Genomic DNA, 18,144 nt, shown 5'->3' with positions numbered 1-18,144 from the left:
GGAGGAAAATGAAATGCAACGTGAAATGAAGAGATGGGAAAACGTCCATCTTACAGGAATAAACAGGTTATCAGCACATACTGATTTTTATAGATATCGTGAATTTAGTGAGGCATTTAAATTAAATAAAGAAATGAGTAAAGGTTATCTATTGCTTGATGGAGAATGGAAATTTCTTTTTCTAGAAGCGCCAGAGTTTTCACCACTGAGCTTTGAAACAGAAGACTTTGAGGTTAATAGTTTAGATTCAATTGAAGTTCCGTCATGCTGGCAAATACATGGATATGGAAAGATGCACTATACAGATGTACTATATCCATTTCCTATTAATCCACCTTTTGTACCACAGGAAAATCCGACAGGTATATATTTCAAAGATCTTATTTTAGAAAATATTAAAGACGAAAAAATCGTCTTAAAATTTAATGGTGTGGATTCAGCATTTGATCTATATGTCAATGGACATCATGTTGGCTTTAGTAAAGGATCTAGAATGCCTTCAGAATTTGATATAACGAAATATGTAAGAAACGGTAGTAATCGATTAACAGTTAGAGTTTACCAGTTTTCGGATGGAACATACTTAGAAGATCAGGATATGTGGTGGCTTTCAGGTATTTTTAGAAGTGTTGAGTTATTTAGAATGAATAAGAATACTTTAGAAGATGTTTATATTGAAACATTACCAGACGAAGATTATAAAAACTTTACTCTAAAATTAGCTGGTAAGTTTTTAACTAGTGAAGTTACAGAAATGAAGGCTAACCTTTATCAAAAGGATGAAAAGGTAGATGAATTTAAGATAGAAGTTGAAAACGGCAAATTCCAAGTGCTAAGAAATATGGTAAATCCGTTATTATGGAATGCGGAGGAGCCGAATCTATATGTTGCTACCCTTGAATATGAATTAGAAAATGGCGAAAAAGAGCTCATCCCAGTAAGATTCGGGGTCAGATCTATTAATGTTATTGATAATGAAATTAGATTAAATGGAAAAAGAATATTCTTTAATGGAGTAAATCGACATGATTTCAATCCTACAATGGGTAGGACTGTAACGTATGACGATATGCTTCAAGATGTTCTTTTAATGAAGAAGCATAATATAAATGCCGTTAGAGCAGCACATTATCCGAATAATGATGTGTTTTATGATTTATGCGATAAATATGGGTTATATGTCATTGATGAAGCGGATCTTGAATGCCATGGATTTGAAAACACAGGTAATTATAATTGGATCAGTGATAATGAATTGTGGGAAAAGCAATATGTTGATCGAGCAGTCAGAATGGTAAAAAGAGATCGAAATCATCCAAGTGTCATCATGTGGTCCTTAGGTAATGAATCAGGTGCTGGTAGAAATTTCACAGCAATGTATGATGCGATAAAAGAAATTGATTCTACTAGATTAGTGCATTATGAAGGCGATCGTGTTGCTGCCTATAGTGATATTTATACAACGATGTACACGAGATTAAATGCACTTGAAGAAATAGGTAAGGATTCCGAAGGGAAAAAGCCACATATATTATGCGAATATGCCCATGCAATGGGGAATGGACCTGGTGGATTGACAGAATACCAAGAAATAATGAGGAAATATCCAAGACTGCAAGGTGGATTCGTCTGGGAATGGTATGACCATGGTATTCAACAAGTAGATGAAAATGGGGATGTATATTATTTATACGGCGGCGATTATGGAGACTTTCCTACAAACGGAAACTTCTGTATTGATGGGTTAGTATTTCCAGACCGAACACCGTCACCTGGACTGATTGAATACAAGAAAGTCATCGAACCAATTGTTACTGAAGTGATAGACCTCAATCATTTAAAGATTAAGGTGAAAAACAGATATGACTTTAGAAATCTAAGTGGGATCCTTTTACACATTAAGGTTAATTCTTTTGATCAGTTGATTGAAGAAAAGACGATCTCCTTACAAAGTATAAACGCTCAGGACGAAATGGAGTTCACATTACCTATAAATCTTGAGAACGCTTTAAAATACGATGATGCTCGCATTTATTTAAGTTATGTAGAGCCGGAGAATACTCTCTATGCAAATGAAGGCCATCTTATTACGAGTGAGAGCTTTCTAATACCTGCTACAAAGGTAGAAAAAGAATACATCTCTAAATCTTTAGATGCTGAAATGAAAATCGAGGAAGATCAGACACAGCTGATCCTCGAAAACGATCAATTCAGAACAGCTTTTTCAAAGGTTCATGGAATTCTTTTATCCTATCAAATAAATGGTGAGGAAATTATTCAGAAGGGGCCTGAACTAACGCTATGGAGAGCTGTCATCGATAATGATATGTATAAGAAAGATGATTGGATTAACAAATACTTCTTAAAAAACGCTAAGGAACAGTTCGTTTCCCTCACATATGAAATGAACAAAGGCTTTGCAGATGTTGAGATTAAAAAGTATTTGTCTAGTGTAAACCAAGCATGGGGTTTTCATCTTACCTATCATTATAGAATCACTCAAGATGGTGTTTTAAATCTTCACTTGAAGGGTGAAAAGGTATTGAGAGGTAATGAAATACCTCAAATGCTTCCAAGAATAGGAATTACGCTAAATCTTAACAATGAGTACAATGATGTGACTTGGTATGGAAGAGGAGATTCAGAGAGTTATCAAGATAGTAAGAGAAGCCAAAGTATTGGTCTTTATCGTAAAAGCGTAGAGGAAATGCACACAGATTATGTATATCCGCAGGAAAATGGTTCAAGATGTGATACCTCTTTCTTAGCGCTCACGAAGGGGAACCAATCCATTTTATTTAATTTTAAAGAGTTAAGAGATTTTACAATCCATGATTATGAAACAAGTGGATTGGAAGAAGCAAAGCATCGAGGGAAAATTGAAAAATCACCATACAATGTTTTAACGATAGACTATAGACAAAGTGGATTAGGAAGTAATAGCTGTGGTGAAGAGCAGCTTCCAAAATATCGAGTGCAAATAGAGGATTTTGAAATAGGACTCGAAATAAGAAGTATTCATAACAAAGACCTTATAGAAGAGAGTAAATTTTTCAGAGCTAGATAAAGTGAAACTTCAATCAGTGGGGGTTCTTCATCCCCCATTGATTGTTAGTCCCGTTCTACTGTCGCTAAGATCGCAGCAAACGCTTCGATTAAACGACAGTACGAACCCGAAAATGAATCACAAACTAAGTACGCCGCGTCCTGCGGCAACGTCTGTGTGACCCACATCCTTGTGGGCCTCAACTATACCTTTGAAGACCACAAAGGTAAGTTTCACTGTATCTCACCAATCGGGCTTTTACGGGCAGTTGTCCCCCACCTACGATGCTTCTTCGATTCCTCCAAGCCTTGAGGTGGAGGGCTTGACTTTCCGTTAATGCGGGATAAAAAGTAGGGAATCAATAGGCAGGGGAAACCCTGCTTATTTAAGTAAGAAATCATGGTTGAATTTTGTCGATACGCTGATAAGTCACTGATCAACTAATAACCGATACGAGGAGAAAGATGATGAAATTAAATATAAGAGAAATACCTTTTTCAAGATTTGGATCTTATTTCTGTATTTCCAAGGAGAAGGATTCTGAGGAAATATTTATAAGGGATGTACACGGTGGAGATGATGCACCATCAAACCTATTCAAAATTGATATTTTAAAAGATGGGGTTGAAAAGGAGTTTGAAGTGCAAGCTTCTGAAACATCCTTAATATTCTCCTTAAAAGATAATGATGAAGGTTATGCAGAAATCATTATTCCAAAAGAAGATGAGATCCATCTTGAAGTACAGGATGTAGAATTTAGATTGAGCGCTACAAAAGGGAAATATGATTCTTTAATGGAATTAGAAGATGGGATGTATGAATACCATATTTATCCGAAGGAATTAAAATTAATGATTTTAAATCTTTCGGGTGAAATGTCTGTTGATGCACCTTGGAATATTATTGGTAATGATTTTATTGATATTCGAATGAAAAGTGGGCAGTTTGTAATCGAAAGCTATAGAACTGTCTATCAACAAAAAGAGTATGCCCCTTTTAATAAAGGAAAAGAAAAAATAGAACAGCTTTATAAAGAATGGTTTGATAATATGAAAAAGGGAAATACAGATTATCAACTTTCTTTAGAGAGGGCTTCTTATATCACTTGGTCTAGTGTTGTTCATCCACATGGGATGTTAAAAGAGTATGCCATGTATATGTCGAAGCTTTGGATGTATAATATTTGGTCATGGGATAATTGTTTTAATGCGTTGAATTTAGGAAAAAGCCACCCTGAACTAGCGTACGCACAGTTGAAAATATTCATGGAGACTCAAGACGAATCAGGTGCATATCCGGATTTTGTAAATGATAAATTCATATCATATAACTGCATTAAACCGCCTATCTTTGCTTATGTCTATGAAAAGCTAATGAAAATGAATGATTACTTTAAGGATGAACATCGATTAAAAACTGTTTATGAGTCTACTAAAAAAGTAATGGGATATTTTGACCAATATAGAACATTTGAAGGAAGATTGCCACACTATAAGCATGGGAATGATTCTGGGTGGGATAACGCATCTTTATTTCATATGGGTATGCCTGTAGAAGCGCCGGACCTTACTAGTTTTTTAATTCGAACTTATGATATCCTGTCCTCTTTTGCAGAAATTCTAGGTGAAAAAGACGAATCAGTGAGATTTAAAGAAAGAGCAGACGCCCTTTTTGAGCTTCTAATGGAGAGGCTTTATGATGAGGATGGTTTTTACGGACGAGTTGGCAAAGATGGTAGGAAAATAAGTATTAGAACAAGCTTAATACTAAGACTACCAGTTATTATTGGGTATAGATTAGAGAAAAGCATGATGGATCAATTAGTATCAGATCTTGAAGGGAATTTTGAAACGAAGTATGGATTAGCCACTGAAAGTGTAAATAGTAAGTACTATAAAGATAATGGATATTGGCTCGGACCAATTTGGGCGCCTGTTACATATCTCTTTATAGATGCTTTGCAAAATTTTGGCTATCAAGAAGTAGGGAATCGAATTAGAGATAAATTCCTAGATCTTACCCTTGTTGGAGGAATGGCGGAAAACTTCGATCCGCTTACTGGAAAAGGTTTAGTGGACACATCTTTTACATGGACTTCAAGTGTATTTCTTTTACTATTAGATGATAGAACAAAAGCGAAAGACGCACACGAATAATCGGATAGTGGAGATGGATGGATAAATTTGGAGGTGACCTATTTGAGACAACCAAAGCATGGTAATCGCTTCTTATCAAATAGATATTGGGTCATCGCAATTGCGGTATTTTGCTCTATCTTATGGGGAAGTGCTTTTCCTGTTCTAAAATTTAGTTATGAAGAACTTGGCATGGCAGAAGATGATTTAGCAGCAAAAATTGTTTTAGCTGGAATGCGTTTTATGATGGCGTCTCTGCTGTTGCTTGTTATCATGTTCTTCTATAATAAAAAAGCGCTGAAATTGAGATGGCGTCAATTGCCTGCCATTATTGGCTTAGGGCTACTATCAACAAGTTTACAGTATTTCTTTTTTTATAACGGATTGGCTCATACCTCGGGAATGAAAGCAGCTATTTTAAATTCAAGCGAAACATTTTTTGTCGTGTTCCTAGCTCATTTTATTTACTCAGACGATCGCTTGGATTGGCGAAAAATATTTGGTTTGGTTGCAGGGTTTGTCGGGATTATACTTGCGAACTGGGGTCAGAATGCCTCACTTAATTTGTCTTTCTTCGGAGAAGGCTTTATGCTCCTTTCAGGATTAGCCGGTGCGTTGGGAACCTTTTTGTCCAAGCGCCTATCCGCTGAAATACACCCAGTTGCATTGACTGGCTGGCAAATGTTTGTAGGCTCGTTTCTTATGCTTCTCATTGGGACTCCAGGTCTTGAGGCGAATGCTATGATCTTTACAACCAAAGCTTGGTGGCTGCTAATTTATGCTGTATTACTATCCGCAGCATCTTTCGCATTATGGACATCATTGCTAAAGTACAACAAAGCTGGAGAAGTGTCTCTTTATAAATTTGTTGTGCCAGTTGCCGGTACCATTTTATCCGCCATATTCATTCAGGACGAACTTTTAACGTTTAATATTTTTATTGCATTGATCCTTGTAGCTGTAGGTATAGCAACTGTCAATCGAAAAGGGAACAGCGATTGGCTGTTCTTTAAAAAGCGGCGACAAACTTATCAGCAAATGTATAAATAGCAAGAATATGCCTTGTTTTGGGCATATTCTTTTTTGTGAGACTGCTTATTACGATAGATGAATTGTTAACGTAAAAGATTGCCTGATTTCAATCATATAAATCCGAAAGATTATAATAAAATGATGGCAATGATTGTTCCAATGCTGCTCATGATCAATGCATATCCTAAATTCCAAGACGAAACTTTGTATGAATTGATGGATAGGAGATTAGCGGTTAACGATACAGAAAGATTAAAAGGTCCGGCAATTGTAGTCGATAAGCCTGAGGTCATTAAAACGAGACCGACACTAACCGGATTTATTGAATGTATAATTGGTTCAAGTACTCCACCAAGTATACTTATCGTTACAAGGGGATGAAACCCAATCATCGCAAGCCCAATAAACAAAATTTGAATAAATACAAAAAGTAAAATAGGTGTGGTTGTTAAGTATTCAAACGGTTTTTGGATGTAGTTCATAAAGATCGAATCATTTAAATTACTTGTAAAGAATCCAACTGATAAAAAAAGTACCATATTATTGGTTAAAGACAATGTTCGGATCTGCCATAATGGTAAGCAATAGGCGATATATGACTTCAACCGTCTAATGGAGAGAGCCCAGACAAATGAAAAGGGAATAATAATCAAAGCGACTGTTTGAAGAAAACCCATATCTAAGATGTGATTAACTAGCACAATGATCATCATAAAACCGATTAAATAGAGAAGAAGTGAGAAGATTTTTCGAGACATGCGCGTGTTAATTCCTGTCTCGGTTGTTGACTGAGTCTCTGTTTTGCGATCACTTGTTTCGTTAGGCAATTCATAACGTTTAAAAGACTTAAACCCGATTATCCAATTAAGGATAAACAGCACGGCTGTAATCAAAATTAACCAAGGTAGATAGACAGGATAGGGTATGTGAGTATACTCAACACTTAAGACAACAAGTAGCTCCATTGGACTTATGAGTAGACTTAAAGAATATCCTCTAAGCAAGGATTGTGAAATAAATCGGTTTTTGATGTTTTGAGTTTCTCCCACAAGATTTTTTTGAACGACCGTTTTAAGCAAAGGGAGGGTAGCGATATTTAGAAAACCACCTAATAAAAAGGCGGAAAAAGAACTACGATAGTATAATTGCCCTAAATGGTGAATCCGGACTCTTAATAACTTATTTACTTGTTGGTCATACCGGCCAACAATGATAATACTGTTAATAAAAGGAAGGACATAGAACACTGCAAGCAGCGAAACTGTTGTAGTCATGTAGAGTGGAACTTCAGTGAATGACCTTTGCTGGTAGATAAAAATGAAAAATCCGATCACAAAAAAAATAATACCAACGACTTTATATAATCTTGTTGCTGCTTTCAGGGAAAATATCAAAGAAAAAAGTGCTAGTATACCAATGATATAGGTAAGGAATGTTGAATGAATAAATAGATTCAGAAAATAACATATGATTAGTAAGCTATATAACAAGATCATGATCTGCGTTCTCCTAAGGGGTTTTATTTTATAGGGAATAGACAAAAAATTAGCTATATTCAAACGACTCCATCGACATGAAATAGATAGACCAGTTAAAGGGGTAGAACATACTGAACTGATTGATAGAGTCATTAAAAAATAGTTTAGTTGTTAAAGGGAATAGTATTAGGCCAATTAAGCCTTTGACCTTCGATTCCTTTAAGCCCAATCATTTAGACAATTAGTCATAGTTTCTAAATGGACGAGTAGATGCTCAATGTCTTTAATGATGTTAGTAAGTTTGTTCACCTTCTTTTATCAAATTAACAAAGTGGTTCATCATTTGAAATAAGGGACACGCACGGTTTATACGTATTTTTACAGTCATAAGGAGAAATGTCAAGGTGAATAAATGGACTTTTTTGGAAGTTTAGATAATGTAGCCCGATAGTTCCATGACCCAAAATCTTGAATATTACTGGCCAATAAGTTCATATTTAATGTTTTTTTGAAAAAGAACAAAAAATTGACTCTCTTCGTTCTTTTGCTAGTGTAAATGAATTTACGAATGTAGCCTTAACTTGCGACCCATTGATTTTTACAAACATCATTTCTTTGCGGAAGACAGTGGTTGCTTTGTAATCTTCATTTAACGAATTAAATAAACTTGAAATGGCGAAGTTAATACACTACAATTTGTAGTGTGTTGTGGTGAGGGGGAGGAGTATGGATATCAATAACTTTAAATACGATGAGGTAGGGCTAAATCGTTTCTTTGGACCCCTAGAAGCGAAAATCATGGAACTCCTTTGGGAACAAGAACGAAGCATAAAGGAAGTTCAACAACGTTTGGATCAAGATAAACCAATCAATTTCAATACGGTCATGACCGTGATGAATCGGTTGGTAGGAAAAGGAGTTTTGAGAAAGAGGATACAAGGCAGGGTCTCATTGTTTCATCCCGTTCAATCTAAAGAAGACTTTATTAAAGATCAGTCGAAGAAAATCACAGAGAATCTACTTGATGGATTTGGTGGCGTCGTCATTAATCATATGCTAGATGCTATGGAAGAAGTTGACCAAACTTTGCTCGATAAATTGGAGCAAAAGATTAAACAGCTTAAAGAGGATAAGTCGTGATGTGGTGGAAGAAACGGTCCCTTTTTGTCATAGGATTGAGTCTTTTGATTGCTGTTTTAATCTGGAGTCAGATGGGGATGTACGTCGCTCACCTTCTGTTTGGAGTAAACCTTCATGTGAATGTCTTTAAGTTTTGCATTAGTTTGTTTAGGGAACATTCATTTTATTATTTTTTGGTTACGATAATCTTGAATGTATTAATAGCCTATACAATCTTAATTACACTGATCAAGATTATTGGACAATGTATGTTGTTGAAAAGGTTTAAAAAGAAGATTTTTGCTCAACAAAATCTAGGATTAACGATCGCTTTGAATAGAAAGTTTGAGCGTCTACATCAAGACATTATCGTCATTGATCGTAAGGAGTCGCTCGCATTTACTTTTGGATTTAGAAGACCTAGGATTGTCCTTTCTAGTGGTTTAATCGCGATATTGGATCGTGATGAACTGGAAGCTGTTGTGGAACATGAAACCTTTCACCAAAGGAATCATGATACTTTGTTGATTTTCGTTTTACAACTAATCTCACAGTCTCTATGGTTTATTCCCCTTACGAAATGGTCATATCAAAATTATAAAATTATTAGCGAATTATTGGCTGATGAATATGCAATTCAAAGAATGGGTTCTGAATTAGGCCTAAGCAGTGCGTTGTTTAAGTTAATTAAAAATTATTTTAAGGGGAACTCTACCCCGGTCTTGGTTCATTTTTCGGATGAATCGGTCAATTATCGATTACAGCAATTAGTAGAACCAAAGAAGTCCATCCCGGTAAGGCTGAAAACAACCTCGATGATCATATCGATATATGTATTGCTCCTCATAATGGGGATGATATTCGTGACGATTACGTAATTGTAGTAGTTGTCACCATGTTTTTATGCCTATGCACACTACATAATGTAGTGTGTAAGTTAAGAAAGAAAAACGAATTCTAAAGTATGGAGGTTATACAATGGCTAATAAAAAATCAAAAAAACAAACGTACAAGAAACAAAAGCAATCATCGAAATTTATCTTTTGGGTAATTGGCTTGATCGCAGTTTGTATCATCGGCTTGATATTTTTGTCTAACGGAAAAGAACAAGTAGCTGCTTTCGACTATAAAGCGCAGCCTGTAATTGGAGATTCAACGGCGCCTGTTCAAATTGTTCAATTTGGTGACTATAAATGTCCGATCTGTAAGAGTTTTGAGGAAAATTTCTTCCCACACATTCAAGAGAATTTGATAGACACTGGAAAAGTTCAATTTTATTTCATGAATTTTTCATTTATTAATGTGGATTCAATCCGTTCAGCTAAATTTGCGGAGACGGTTTATAAAGAATTAGGAAATGAAACCTTCTGGAAATTTCATAAGCTATTATATAGTAAACAACCCGATGATCTAAAGTATGAGAAAATGGATGTGTTTACCGATAAATTTTTAGAAGAAACATTGGCAGAAATCGCCGATAGTTCTGATGTAGCGAAAGTCGTTAAGGCATTTAAAGCGAACACTTCTGAAAAAGACTGGAAAAAGGATATGTCCACTGCGAATAGTTTGAATGTAACTGGAACGCCTTCCATTTTTGTTAACGGGAAAAAGTTTGCAGGAAACACATTTGAGGACTTAGAACAAATGGTTGATGAAGCCGCAAAGGGGAAATAATCTATGAATAAGCCACTGCTATTTTCCTGGATTATTTCCATTGTTGCGACAATAGGGAGTCTTTTCTTTAGTGAGTATCTCCATTTTATCCCTTGTACGTTTTGCTGGTATCAAAGAATTCTCATGTATCCACTGGTGTTATTATTAGGAAGAGCTTTTTATGAAGGAAATAGTAAAATCTATGCTTATATTCTGCCGCTGTCTATTTTAGGGATGCTCGTTTCTGGTTATCATTACAGTCTTCAAAAAATCCCGGCACTTCAACAATTCGAAATGTGTACGAGCGGTGTCCCATGTTCAGGAGAGTATATTAACTGGTTAGGGTTTATTACAATCCCTTTACTAGCTTTTGTTGCTTTCTTGTTCATTACTGTTAGTATGGTGGTACTTGCTCGTAAGCATAGAAATGGTTAAGTCGAAAAGGGACTAACCATTAATAGAAATATTCGTCTATCGGTATTGAAAAACTGATAGGCGCTTTTTTTTTATGCTTAAAGGTGGCGCATATATGGACATGTAGGCATTAATTAACAATGTTGATGATGGATACTAATTTTGTATGGTGATATTTTCATAATAAGAGCGTAGATTTGGTGCGGAAGTCCTGATTTTAAAAAGAGGGTAGATACATATACCTATGTTTATTTTGAAAATAAGAGCTTATCACCTAAAAAAAACACAAAATCTTCTAAAAAAACTCTCTTTAAAAACATGCTAAATATTCGTAATATTAGCTTATGAAAACGTTTTCCGTAGAAGTGGGAACAAGTAATATCAATAAAATAGGGGGGAAGCACATGAAACTTATCAAAAAAGTGGGGGTTTTCATCGATTCTATTTTTGAGAAACTCGCCCTTACGTCTCTGGTTGCCTTAGTCCTAGTCGTTACGACTCAAGTGGCAACAAGGAAATTATTTAACTTTGTTTTCTTTTGGTCAGAAGAAGTGACCTTGCTATTGCTTGGCTGGTTTGCTTTTATGGCGATTGCGATAGGATTTCGAGAGCACATCCATTTGGGGATTGATTCTTTCACTAATCTGTTTCCAAAAGTCTTTAACAAAGTATTAGATAAAGTTATTAGTATCTCTATTTTTGCTTTTGGTTTATACCTTGTCGTTCAAGGGTGGGACTTTACTGTATTGATGATGGAATCGACTCTTCCAGCAACGAAACTTCCAAGCAGTATTACGTATGTTGCGATGCCAATCACTGGTATTATGATATGCGGTTATTCCCTACTACACTTGTTCAATAAAGATACAACTAGATATAAAGATCTGGAGGAGGGAATGTAATTTGGACACGAATACGATTGCGGTCATCATCTTACTCTCAAGCTTTGTACTATTAATATTACTTCGCTTTCCGATTGCTCTAACGCTTGTTGCTTCATCATTGATAACGGTTATTTATTTAGGTATACCGATGCCAATTATTGGTCAGCAAATGATTCAAGGATTGAATTCCTTTTCACTGCTTGCAATCCCATTTTTTATCTTGACGGGACAAATCATGAGTGCAGGCGGACTTGCTACTCGCATTGTCAATCTCGCAGGCTTAATGGTTGGTCGAATTCGTGGCGGTTTGGCTATGGTAAACAGTGTAGCTTCGTTATTTTTCGGTAATATCTCAGGCTCTGCAGTAGCGGATGTTTCTTCTGTCGGTTCTGTTATGATACCAATGATGAAAAAGAAAGGCTATGAAGCGGATTATGCAGTTGGGGTAACGATTGCATCAGCTATTCAAGGGGTAGTCGTACCGCCGAGCCATAATCTGGTATTATATTCTTTAGCAGCAGGTGGGGTATCAATCGCTAGTTTATTTATGGCTGGTATCGTACCAGGCGGGATCATGTTAATTGCCCTTATGATTACTGCTTATATTATTGCAAGGAAACGAGGGTATGAAAAATCGGACCTTATACCAAGATCACAGTGGGCCGGAATTCTTTTACACGGTTTCCTTTCGTTAAGCCCTGCAGTCATTATCTTGGGCGGGATCATGAGTGGATGGTTTACAGCAACTGAGTCAGGTGCACTAGCTTGTTTATATTCTTTTATTCTGGCATTCGTTGTTTATAGAGAAGCTCCAATGTCGAGTATTTGGAATATTTTGAAACGTACTTTAAAAACAGTTTCGATGGTATTTTTCCTGATTGGAGCATCCGCTTCCTTCGGCTGGATTCTTGCCTACTTGCAAATTCCATCTATGGTAACTGATTTGTTCTTGAATTTTTCGGACAATCCAATTGTTATTCTATTAATCATTAATATCTTATTGCTACTTCTAGGTGCGCCGATGGATATGGCGCCAATGATTTTAATCATGACACCTATACTTCTACCAGTTGTAACGAGTTTTGGAATGGATCCTGTCCATTTTGGGATTGTTCTTATCTTGAATGCAGGGATTGGATTATTGACACCGCCTGTAGGAACGGTCTTGTTTGTTGGCTGTGCGATTGGGAAAGTTTCCATTCAACAAGGAACGAAAGCCATGCTTCCATTTTTCTATGCATTACTAGTCGTTCTGTTAATTATCACCTATATACCTGAAGTTACATTATGGCTTCCGAGTTTAGTAGTCAAATAACTTGAGGCATAGGTGAAATTATAAATTTTTAAAAAATAAAAGGGGTGTAATGAGAATGAAAAGAAAACATATTACAGGTTTTTTAGCTACAGCATTAATGGTTGGAGGATTACTTGCCGGATGTAGTGGAAAAGAGGATGCGGCTCCAGTGAGCGGTGATTCCAAACCAAAGAAAGCGGAGTTTACTTTTCGCTTAGCAGATAATCATCCAGTGGATTATCCGACAGTTATAGGGGACAAAAAGTTTGCTGAGTTAGTCAATGAAAGAACGGATGGCCGGATTAAAATTGAGGTTTTCCCATCAGGGCAACTAGGTGATGAAAAATCAGTACTTGAACAGGTTCAGCTCGGAGCAATTGAGTTTACGAGAATTAATTCTAGCCCGCTGGCCGAGTTTAATGATGATTTCGCAGTATTTGGCCTACCATATGTATTTGAAAGTGATGAGCATTTGTGGAATTTCTTAGACAGTGAAACAGGAACAGAATTGTTGGATGGTCTTGAATCATCAAAAATGAAAGGACTAGCTTATTACAGTTCTGGTTCTCGTAGTTTTTATTCGACTAAGCCAGTTAAAAGCTTAGCTGACTTAAAAGGACAAAAGCTCCGTGTTCAACAAAGTAAAGTCAATATTGATCTAGTTGCAGCTCTTGGAGCAAGTGCTACTCCTATGCCATATGGCGAAGTATTTAGTGGTCTCCAAACAGGAATCATCGACGGTGCGGAAAACAACCTACCGAGTTTTGATTCTTCTAACCATTATCAAGAAGCAAAAAGTATTATCTTGGATCACCATCAACGCATGCCAGAAGTACTATTAATCAGTCAAACGGCATGGAATAAACTATCTGAAGAAGATCAAAAGATTGTTAAGCAGGCTGCTCTAGACTCCGTAACAACCCAAAAAGAAGAATGGGCTAAGTGGGAACAAAATTCTGAAAAGAAATTAAAAGATGCTGGTGTAACGTTTACTGAAGTAGAAGATCTTACTGAATGGAAAGAGGCCGTTAAACCTGTCATCGCTCAATATCAAGACAAATATAAAGATTTATTAGATGCTGTTGATGCAGCTAAATAATAGAATGAGTAATTAATCAAAGAATTCCAGGTCAAATTTTGACCTGGAATTTCTTCTAGTAGAATCGACTAGAGGGAACAAAACGAAATAAATTAAAGCATAGCATATGGAGGAATGTCTGTTTATTCATTCATATGCTAACAACATTCAGATACTTAAAAAAACACAAATTTCACTAAAAAAAACCACATACATGAATCGGATCACTAGTCGTATAATTCTTATTAAGCGCTTACATAAAAATAGGTTTGATATTATAAATCAGAAAATTCTGAATCATATTAAGGGGATAGTTCTAATTCAATTTAGTTACTAAAACTTTTTCCCTACTCAGGACTAATAGAAACGTAGATAAAGTGTATCACTTAAGGAGGTGATTTTGTCTTTTAATACATAGCAGCGAAATTTTACTTCCTGTTATTATGAATCGCATTACTAGAGAGAAATGAGGAGGAGAAGGTAAAATGGGGAAAGTCTCAAATCGTTTTAAAAAGGTTGCAAAAGTCTCGTTCGCATCGTTATTGACAGTTTCACTTGCGTTTCCATATGCAGGGATAGATCGTGCATCTGCCGCTAACGATGATAACAACAAATCTGTGCCAAAACTTGATGCCCGTATCAAACAAAATTTGAAAATTAACGGGAAGGAATACAAAGATTTAAATGGAAACGGCCAACTAGACAAATATGAAAATTGGCAGCTCCCTATTGACGAGCGGGTAAAAGATCTGGTATCACAGATGACGCTCGAGGAAAAAGCGGGGATGATGCTTATTTCCTCACATTATATGAACGAGAAGCCAGAAGGAGACAATTTATTAAGTGAGGCGGACCAGTGGAGTGAAACGAATCGCTGGGCTAAACCAGGCGACTCTAATTATAAATTCGATACACCGGTTCTCGATGCTTCAGGGACTACAAAGGGTATTCTTGAACGTAATCTTCGCTATTTCATTATCCGCCAAAACCCAAGTGCAGATGTTTTAGCAACATGGCTTAACCAAATACAAGAAGTAGCAGAAGGATCTAGGTTAGGTATCCCAGCTGTCATAACATCGAATCCACGGAATCATATCAACACGAATAAGACTTTTGGCATTAGTGAAACGGTTGGCGAATTTTCTGTTTGGCCGGGTGAATTAGGTCTTGCAGCAACGCGCGACGCGGATCTTGTAAAGGAATTCTCTCAAATCGCTGCACAGGAATGGACGGCTTCCGGCATTCGCAAAGGCTACATGTATATGGCGGATGTCATTACAGACCCTTTATGGACAAGGACTGAAGGGACATTTGGAGAGCACCCTGAACTTGCAGCAGACATGATTACTGCCGTTGTTAAAGGATTTCAGGGGGATAAACTAGGTCCAAATAGCGTTGCTTTAACGACGAAGCATTTCCCTGGTGGTGGGGCCCGTGAAGATGGGAAGGATCCTCATTATTTGTTTGGTCAGTACAATCCTTATCCGACTGAAGGTAGTCTACTAAAATATCACATTCCGGCTTTCAAGGCAGCGATCGAAGCTGGTACAACGTCTATCATGCCGTACTATGCGTATCCAAGTAATGAACATAGTGCACCTCAATTAGATGGGAAATTTGAAGAGGTTGGCTTCGCATATAACAAGGCGATCATTCAAGATCTATTGCGTGACAAGCTCGGCTTCAAAGGTTACGTTAACACAGATACAGGTATTACTACTTCTATGCCATGGGGTGTCGAGGATTTAACGAAGGAACAAAGATATGCAAAAGCATTAGAGGCAGGGGTTAATATTTTTTCTGGAGAAGCCGATCCGACTTATTTAATCAATGCCGTTAAGGACAAATTGGTTAAAGAAGAGAGACTTGATGTGTCGGTAACATTCTTATTGACAGAAATGATGCAATTAGGACTGTTTGAAGACCCATATGTAGACCCAGAGAATGCTCTTAAAGTTGCAACTAATCCAAAATCACAGGAAAAGGCTGATGAAGCTCATCGTAAGTCAATCGTTCTATTGCGCAATGATGAAAATCTATTGCCATTGAATGATAAAAAAATTAAAGATGTTAAGCTTTATATCGAAGTTTTCTCTAAAGGAAATGATGAAAAGAATACCAAGGGATTAATAGAAACAATTCAAAACTATGATAAATCTATTACCATCACGAATAATCTTGATGAAGCAACACATGCTTTCGTTTGGATTCGACCTAGCACACCAGAGGCTAGCAATCCAAAGTTGAATATCGGTGCTGAAAATGGAATCGAAGATGTGGATAGAATTAATGAGATTCAAGGTACTGTTCCGACTATCCTTGCGCTAAACATGACCAATCCATGGCTGATTGATAATGTGGAAGGAAAAGCAGCAGCAGTAATAAGTACTTTTGGAGTGAAGGCTGAGGCGATAGTAGATGTTATTCGTGGTGAATTTAATCCTACCGGGAAACTTCCATTCACGATACCTGCTAATCAGAAAGCAGTTGACAACAACAAAGGTGATGTACCAGGCTATGACGAAGATCCTTCTTATGTTTACCGTAATAAAGATGGTGTAGCATACGCTTACGATTTCGGCTTGTCATATGAACCAAACCCCGAGAAAGTAACATTTGCAGACATCACAAATCACTGGGCAAAAGCGGATATTGAATTATTAGCTACAAAAGGAATCATCAAAGGGAAAACAAAGGATACGTTTGCGCCAGAGCAAAACATTACTCGAGCTGAATTTACAGCATTACTTGCACGTGCTCTTGGTTTAACTGAAGATAACAAAAAAGTAAACTTTAGTGATGTAAACCAAAATAATCGGTTTGCAAAAGAAGTACAGGCGGCGGTGAGTGCAGGGTTGATTACTGGATATCCTGATGGTACATTCCGCCCTAATATGAACATCACTCGTGAACAAATGGCTGCACTGATCGGTCGTGCCTATCACTTTGTAGAGAAAAAAGAAGCGACTAAGACAGCCGATCAAGTATTAGCTAAGTTTACAGATCGTCAGTCGATTAGTGATTGGTCGAAAGAAGATGTAGCGTTGGCAGTTCAACTTGGAGTCATCCAAGGAACGCAAGCGAATGAAATCCAACCAAAGAAACCAGCAACTCGCGCTCAAACAGCTGTCATGTTAAAACGATTTTTACTTAAAGTGAATGCGTTAGTTGAGACAAAGTAAAGCTCTACTAAAATGAGATTAATAGAAGTGGTAAATCCCCTTTTAAGCTGTTAAGCGAAGAAGGGGATTTTAATATGGTAACCTGGAAATACGATAATGGAAAAAAAGATCTTATCATCAATACTCATGGTACTCCTAATGAGTATTATGATGAGATCGGTATGACAGCAGGTCTGAAAGTCACTTCTGATATTGGAATATTTGATTTTACGGGAATTGAACCTGTGGACCATTTTGTTGAAAGGCTCTTATTCTACTAGGCGTCATTTTATGCAATACCATTTGTAGTTATTTAGAATTAGGTAAGTTCTTATAGATGTTTGATTTGAAGAACCCCTTTGGGTGATGAGCTTCAACAAACGGGCCAGGTTAGTTTAAGTAAAATCCTTCACAATAGAGAAACACCCGAATTCATCTCCGAAAATCGGCTTTTCTAAAAACGGAAGCGTTTCTATAGATGAAAAAGCTCTAATAATATTCGATGGCCCACGTTCATGTATGACCAAGTGCGGTATGTCTAGTTATCATTAAAAAAGGATAATACACCGTTTTAGTAATTCCTTATCTAGAAATGTGTTTTGCGGGACTAAGCCTGTAGTTTCTCAGTAAAATAAAAACCAATATATACTAGTGGAAGTCTCGAAATTTAACACTTCTTCATTTGAAAATTGATAAACTAGAATTTTTCAAAAGTTTTAATCAAACTTTTGAAAAAATACAACAGAATGTGAATTGTACAAGTATAGTGATAGACTGAATTCATTTGCGCATGAAAAAGTACCTAAAGAAATTGTGATACAATTGATGCAACAGATGCATAGCAAATAAT

Annotated in this window: 12 protein-coding genes and 1 pseudogene; 12 read left to right on the top strand and 1 reads right to left on the bottom strand. The window is 36.6% G+C overall.

Annotated elements, in window-relative coordinates:
* Nucleotides 1-13 precede the first annotated feature (13 nt).
* The 3 genes from ACIQZI_RS14605 to ACIQZI_RS14595 all read left to right on the top strand — a co-directional run bounded on the left by ACIQZI_RS14605 (nt 14) and on the right by ACIQZI_RS14595 (nt 6,231).
* Nucleotides 14-3,067 (top strand): glycoside hydrolase family 2 TIM barrel-domain containing protein, encoded by a 3,054-nt coding sequence (locus tag ACIQZI_RS14605; RefSeq protein WP_403074199.1) that lies wholly within the window; start codon nt 14-16, stop codon nt 3,065-3,067.
* A gap of 443 nt (nt 3,068-3,510) precedes the next feature.
* Entirely contained in the window at nt 3,511-5,202 is a 1,692-nt protein-coding gene (locus ACIQZI_RS14600; RefSeq protein ID WP_403074197.1) for an amylo-alpha-1,6-glucosidase, read from the top strand.
* 42 nt (nt 5,203-5,244) lie between these two features.
* Nucleotides 5,245-6,231 (top strand): DMT family transporter, encoded by a 987-nt coding sequence (locus tag ACIQZI_RS14595; RefSeq protein ID WP_403074195.1) that lies wholly within the window; start codon nt 5,245-5,247, stop codon nt 6,229-6,231.
* 110 nt (nt 6,232-6,341) lie between these two features.
* Here the strand turns inward: ACIQZI_RS14595 and ACIQZI_RS14590 are convergent, their stop codons facing one another.
* Nucleotides 6,342-7,709 carry a hypothetical protein gene (locus tag ACIQZI_RS14590; protein ID WP_403074193.1) on the bottom strand — a complete coding sequence of 456 codons (1,368 nt, stop codon included), beginning with the start codon at nt 7,707-7,709 and terminating at the stop codon, nt 6,342-6,344.
* A 708-nt stretch (nt 7,710-8,417) separates the two neighbouring features.
* Between ACIQZI_RS14590 and ACIQZI_RS14585 the strand changes: the two genes are divergently transcribed.
* The 9 genes and pseudogenes from ACIQZI_RS14585 to ACIQZI_RS14545 form a co-directional block, all read left to right on the top strand.
* A complete protein-coding gene (locus ACIQZI_RS14585) occupies nt 8,418-8,831 on the top strand; it encodes a BlaI/MecI/CopY family transcriptional regulator (protein ID WP_403074191.1) in 414 nt (137 codons plus the stop codon).
* Nucleotides 8,831-9,688, top strand: a complete 858-nt coding sequence (locus ACIQZI_RS14580; protein ID WP_403075164.1) for a M56 family metallopeptidase — start codon at nt 8,831-8,833, stop codon at nt 9,686-9,688. The genes ACIQZI_RS14585 and ACIQZI_RS14580 overlap by 1 nt, the downstream gene beginning before the upstream one ends.
* A gap of 100 nt (nt 9,689-9,788) precedes the next feature.
* A complete protein-coding gene (locus ACIQZI_RS14575; RefSeq protein WP_403074189.1) occupies nt 9,789-10,484 on the top strand; it encodes a DsbA family protein in 696 nt (231 codons plus the stop codon).
* Between the two features lie 3 nt (nt 10,485-10,487).
* Complete coding sequence (locus ACIQZI_RS14570) at nt 10,488-10,898, top strand: disulfide oxidoreductase (protein WP_403074187.1); 411 nt, start codon at nt 10,488-10,490, stop codon at nt 10,896-10,898.
* 383 nt (nt 10,899-11,281) lie between these two features.
* A complete protein-coding gene (locus ACIQZI_RS14565; RefSeq protein ID WP_403074185.1) occupies nt 11,282-11,779 on the top strand; it encodes a TRAP transporter small permease in 498 nt (165 codons plus the stop codon).
* Nucleotide 11,780: 1 nt separating this feature from the next.
* Nucleotides 11,781-13,076 carry a TRAP transporter large permease gene (locus ACIQZI_RS14560; protein ID WP_403074183.1) on the top strand — a complete coding sequence of 432 codons (1,296 nt, stop codon included), beginning with the start codon at nt 11,781-11,783 and terminating at the stop codon, nt 13,074-13,076.
* A gap of 55 nt (nt 13,077-13,131) precedes the next feature.
* Nucleotides 13,132-14,154, top strand: a complete 1,023-nt coding sequence (locus ACIQZI_RS14555) for a TRAP transporter substrate-binding protein (protein WP_403074181.1) — start codon at nt 13,132-13,134, stop codon at nt 14,152-14,154.
* Nucleotides 14,155-14,618: 464 nt separating this feature from the next.
* On the top strand, nt 14,619-17,315 hold the full coding sequence (locus tag ACIQZI_RS14550; RefSeq protein WP_403074179.1) for an S-layer homology domain-containing protein: 2,697 nt from the start codon (nt 14,619-14,621) through the stop codon (nt 17,313-17,315).
* 98 nt (nt 17,316-17,413) lie between these two features.
* A pseudogene (locus ACIQZI_RS14545) lies at nt 17,414-17,554 on the top strand (NAD(P)H-dependent oxidoreductase); the annotation flags it as partial.
* Nucleotides 17,555-18,144 lie beyond the last annotated feature (590 nt).

The organism is Peribacillus sp. NPDC096379 (genome assembly GCF_044762875.1).
Taxonomy (GTDB): Bacteria; Bacillota; Bacilli; order Bacillales; family DSM-1321; genus Peribacillus.
The sequence above is the reverse complement of the archived record's forward strand: the minus strand, read 5'-3'. Positions and strand labels throughout refer to the sequence as shown.

Excerpts from the sequence above, each read along its gene's own strand:
- ACIQZI_RS14605 (WP_403074199.1), top strand. The coding sequence starts at position 14 with ATGCAACGTGAAATGAAGAGATGGGAAAACGTCCATCTTACAGGAATA.
- ACIQZI_RS14600 (WP_403074197.1), top strand. The coding sequence starts at position 3,511 with ATGATGAAATTAAATATAAGAGAAATACCTTTTTCAAGATTTGGATCT.
- ACIQZI_RS14590 (WP_403074193.1), bottom strand. The coding sequence starts at position 7,709 with ATGATCTTGTTATATAGCTTACTAATCATATGTTATTTTCTGAATCTA.
- ACIQZI_RS14585 (WP_403074191.1), top strand. The coding sequence starts at position 8,418 with ATGGATATCAATAACTTTAAATACGATGAGGTAGGGCTAAATCGTTTC.
- ACIQZI_RS14580 (WP_403075164.1), top strand. The coding sequence starts at position 8,831 with ATGTGGTGGAAGAAACGGTCCCTTTTTGTCATAGGATTGAGTCTTTTG.
- ACIQZI_RS14575 (WP_403074189.1), top strand. The coding sequence starts at position 9,789 with ATGGCTAATAAAAAATCAAAAAAACAAACGTACAAGAAACAAAAGCAA.
- ACIQZI_RS14570 (WP_403074187.1), top strand. The coding sequence starts at position 10,488 with ATGAATAAGCCACTGCTATTTTCCTGGATTATTTCCATTGTTGCGACA.
- ACIQZI_RS14565 (WP_403074185.1), top strand. The coding sequence starts at position 11,282 with ATGAAACTTATCAAAAAAGTGGGGGTTTTCATCGATTCTATTTTTGAG.
- ACIQZI_RS14555 (WP_403074181.1), top strand. The coding sequence starts at position 13,132 with ATGAAAAGAAAACATATTACAGGTTTTTTAGCTACAGCATTAATGGTT.
- ACIQZI_RS14550 (WP_403074179.1), top strand. The coding sequence starts at position 14,619 with ATGGGGAAAGTCTCAAATCGTTTTAAAAAGGTTGCAAAAGTCTCGTTC.